Raw genomic sequence first — 3,178 nt, forward strand, 5'->3', positions numbered from 1 at the left:
GCGTCCACCTGATCCAGCTCCCGCCCTATTGCCCGCACTTGAACCCGATCGAGCGATTATGGGCGGTCATGCATCAGCGCGTGACGCACAACCGTCATTACCCCACCCGGAAACAATTCGCCGACGCCATCCTGGTGTTCTTTCGAGACACTGTTCCAAGAGAATGGCAGACATTCAGGGAACAGGTGTCCGACAACTTCCGCATCATAACCCACCAAGATTTTCGGATTTTGGAAGGTTAGGGGTATAGCGAAGAAGTTTTTTCGGAATGATCTGAAATTCGGTCCAGATGTGTAGCTACGAGGCGTAAGGAAAATGAGGCGTCCCTCGTCGCGGACAAGGCAGCTCGAAATATACATAAATAGTGCATACACATTTCCAAAGCCCTGTGTCATTTTCGGACTGCAGGACGGTGGCCGGGTTTTCGTAGTTAGTTTCTGATATGGTGGATTCGAAATCACAGCATCTAAATTTGGGCAGATGTCGGTTTCGGGTACCATGTCATATTGGTTTGACAGTATGATGCGCGCATAAATTGAAAGGAAATCTTTATGGAAAGTTTTTGTATGCACGATCACGCCTTTTTCGTATAGCGCCCAATTGGTTAAATTAACGAGCACATCATTGAGCAGAGGAATAATTCGCTCATCTTTTTCATACGAATAGAGCGATATTTCTCGAATGTCGGATTTTTCTTGAACGAGCTGCTCGACAGCCGCGCAAAGGAGAGTGCCCACTCCAGCGGCTGGGTCCATAATGGATACATGTTCCTTGGACGTAAGTTCTAACGCCTCGGCCATACGACGCGCCAAGTAGACAGGTGTAAAATACTGTCCTGCGCTTTTTCGTTTTATTCGAGATTGAGAGCCCAGATATTTTTCACCTATGCGATCTGCATATGCCGTTGGGCTCACGTCGTGTTGATATTTATTGTGTTCACGCTGTTTGAGATCGATACGTTTTGTCATTGAACTAGCCGGGTTTGTGATCACCGCGTCGTCACATATTCGGGTAGTTCGGACCGCCGCCGCCTTCGGGGGTGGTCCAGACGATGTTCTGGGTCGGGTCCTTGATGTCGCAGGTCTTGCAGTGGACGCAGTTGGTGAAGTTGATCTGTAGCCTGGGGTTGGAGCCGTCGCTGTCGCGCACGATCTCGTAGACGTTGGCCGGGCAGTAGCGCTGCTCCGGCGCGTCGTACCATTCCAGATTGTGCTCCACCGGCATCCGGCTGTCCTTCAGCTGCAGGTGGCTGGGCTGGTCCTCGTCGTGCCAGACGTTGGCGAGGTAGACGCTGGACAGCTTGTCGAACGAGACCACCCCGTCGGGCTTGGGGTATTCGATCTCGCGCATCTGCTCCTTGGGCTTCAGCGTCTCGTGGTCGCCGTGCTTGTGGTGGAAGGTCCAGGGCGCCTTGCCGCCGAACAGCTTGAGGTCGAGGCCGGCGTACAGCGTGCCCAGCTTCATGCCCAGCTTGGCGACCGCCGGGCGGACGTTGCGCGCCGTGTGCAGCTCTTCCTTGACCCAGCTGGCATCGAACTTCTCCTGATAGCTGTCCAGGGTCGACTGGCCTTGGTCGCCCGCGGCGAGCACCGCGGCGATGCTCTCGGCGGCCAGCATGCCGGTCTTCATCGCATTGTGGCTGCCCTTGATCTTGGGCACGTTCAGCGTGCCGGCGGCGCAGCCGGTGATGATGCCGCCCGGCAGCTGCATCTTGGGCAGCGACTGCAGCCCGCCCTCGTTGAGGGCGCGCGCGCCGTACGACACGCGCTTGCCGCCTTCCAGGTAGGGCCGGACCTTCGGGTGGGTCTTGAACCGCTGGAACTCGTCGAACGGCGAGAGATAGGGGTTCTTGTAGTCCAGGCCGATCACGTAGCCGACGTACACCTGGTTGTTCTCCAGGTGGTACATGAACGAGCCGCCCCAGGTGGCATCGTCCATCGGCCAGCCGGAGGTGTGCATCACCAGCCCTTCGTCGTGCTGGTCGGCCGGGACCTCCCACAGTTCCTTGAGGCCGATACCGTAGGTCATCGGATCCGAGGAGTCGCGCAGGCCGTACTTGGCGACCAGCTGCTCGGACAGCGAGCCGCGGCAGCCCTCGGAAAAGACGGTGTACTTGGCACGCAGCTCGATCGACGGGGTGTAGCTGTCCTTGTGGCTGCCGTCGGCGGCGATGCCCAGTTCGTTGGTGGCGACGCCGACCACGCGGTCCTGGTCGTCGAACAGCACCTCGGACGCGGCGAAGCCGGGGTAGATCTCGACCCCCATGGCTTCCGCCCGCTCGCCCAGCCAGCGGGTGACGTTGCCGAGCGAGACGATGTAGTTGCCGTGGTTCTGCATCTGGGCGGGCAGCAAACCGACCGGCACGCTGAAGCCGCCGCGCTCGGTCAGGTACAGGAACTTCTCGTTCTTGACCGGCGTATTGAGCGGCGCGCCCTGGTCCTTCCAGTCCGGGATCAGCTCGTCCAGCGCGCGGCTTTCGATCACAGCACCCGACAGGATGTGCGCGCCGACCTCCGAGCCCTTCTCCAGGACGCAGACGCTGATCTCCTGGCCGTTCTCCTCGGCGAGCTGACGCAGCCGGATCGCGGCGGACAGGCCGGACGGGCCCGCCCCGACGATCACCACGTCGTATTCCATCGCCTCACGTTCGCTCATCTCGTCGATCCCTCGTCCTCATCCAGGCGCCCGCGGGCCCGGCGTACGGGCCCGGTTCAGGGCCGGGCAAGCTCCGACCGCGCGACAGTTAACCGCGCGTCTGCCTTCCCGTCCAGCTAGCCGGAGGCTGCGGGACGCCAAGGGCATGGGCGCCTTGAAAAGCGAACATCGCCCGCGTGGAACCGACACTGGCCTAGCACGCCCACCTAGCACACCCGACCGATCCCGCGCGTGCGGCGAATCGCGGGGCTTTCCGCGCCACCTTCCGCGCCGCAATTCAGCCGTTCCCCGTCGCGGAAACGACAGCCGCGCAAACGCCCGACTCAGGATAATAAACGATAAGAGGCGGCACCCGGAAAGCCGCCGGTTCCGCGCCTTTCACGACAACACGCCCGGGCCCTTGGGGACGACAGCCATGACCGACACCGCCGACACCGGATACGCGTCCCAGACGCCCGCCGACACGGCCGACACCGGCGGCGCGGCGGGCGAGGGCCGCGGCGCCCGGCGCGGCCCTCGCCCG

The 3,178-nt window shown here is 61.2% G+C and carries 2 protein-coding genes and 1 pseudogene; 1 reads left to right on the forward strand and 2 read right to left on the reverse strand.

From position 1 onward, the window contains the following. Positions 1–38 precede the first annotated feature (38 nt). Positions 39–242 carry a hypothetical protein gene (locus CKO28_RS29535; protein WP_367575762.1) on the forward strand — a complete coding sequence of 68 codons (204 nt, stop codon included), beginning with the start codon at positions 39–41 and terminating at the stop codon, positions 240–242. A gap of 21 nt (positions 243–263) precedes the next feature. Here the strand turns inward: CKO28_RS29535 and CKO28_RS29540 are convergent. Together CKO28_RS29540 and CKO28_RS27115 are read right to left on the reverse strand one after the other, a co-directional pair. Further along, a pseudogene (locus tag CKO28_RS29540) lies at positions 264–968 on the reverse strand (N-6 DNA methylase); the annotation flags it as partial. 31 nt (positions 969–999) lie between these two features. Further along, the gene (locus CKO28_RS27115) at positions 1,000–2,655 is read right to left on the reverse strand and encodes an electron transfer flavoprotein-ubiquinone oxidoreductase (RefSeq protein ID WP_200344551.1); all 1,656 of its coding nucleotides are present in this window, start codon (positions 2,653–2,655) and stop codon (positions 1,000–1,002) included. Between the last annotated feature and the right edge of the window lie 523 nt (positions 2,656–3,178).

Origin of the sequence: Rhodovibrio sodomensis (assembly GCF_016583645.1) — a bacterium.
GTDB classification, from domain to species: Bacteria; Pseudomonadota; Alphaproteobacteria; order Kiloniellales; family Rhodovibrionaceae; genus Rhodovibrio; species Rhodovibrio sodomensis.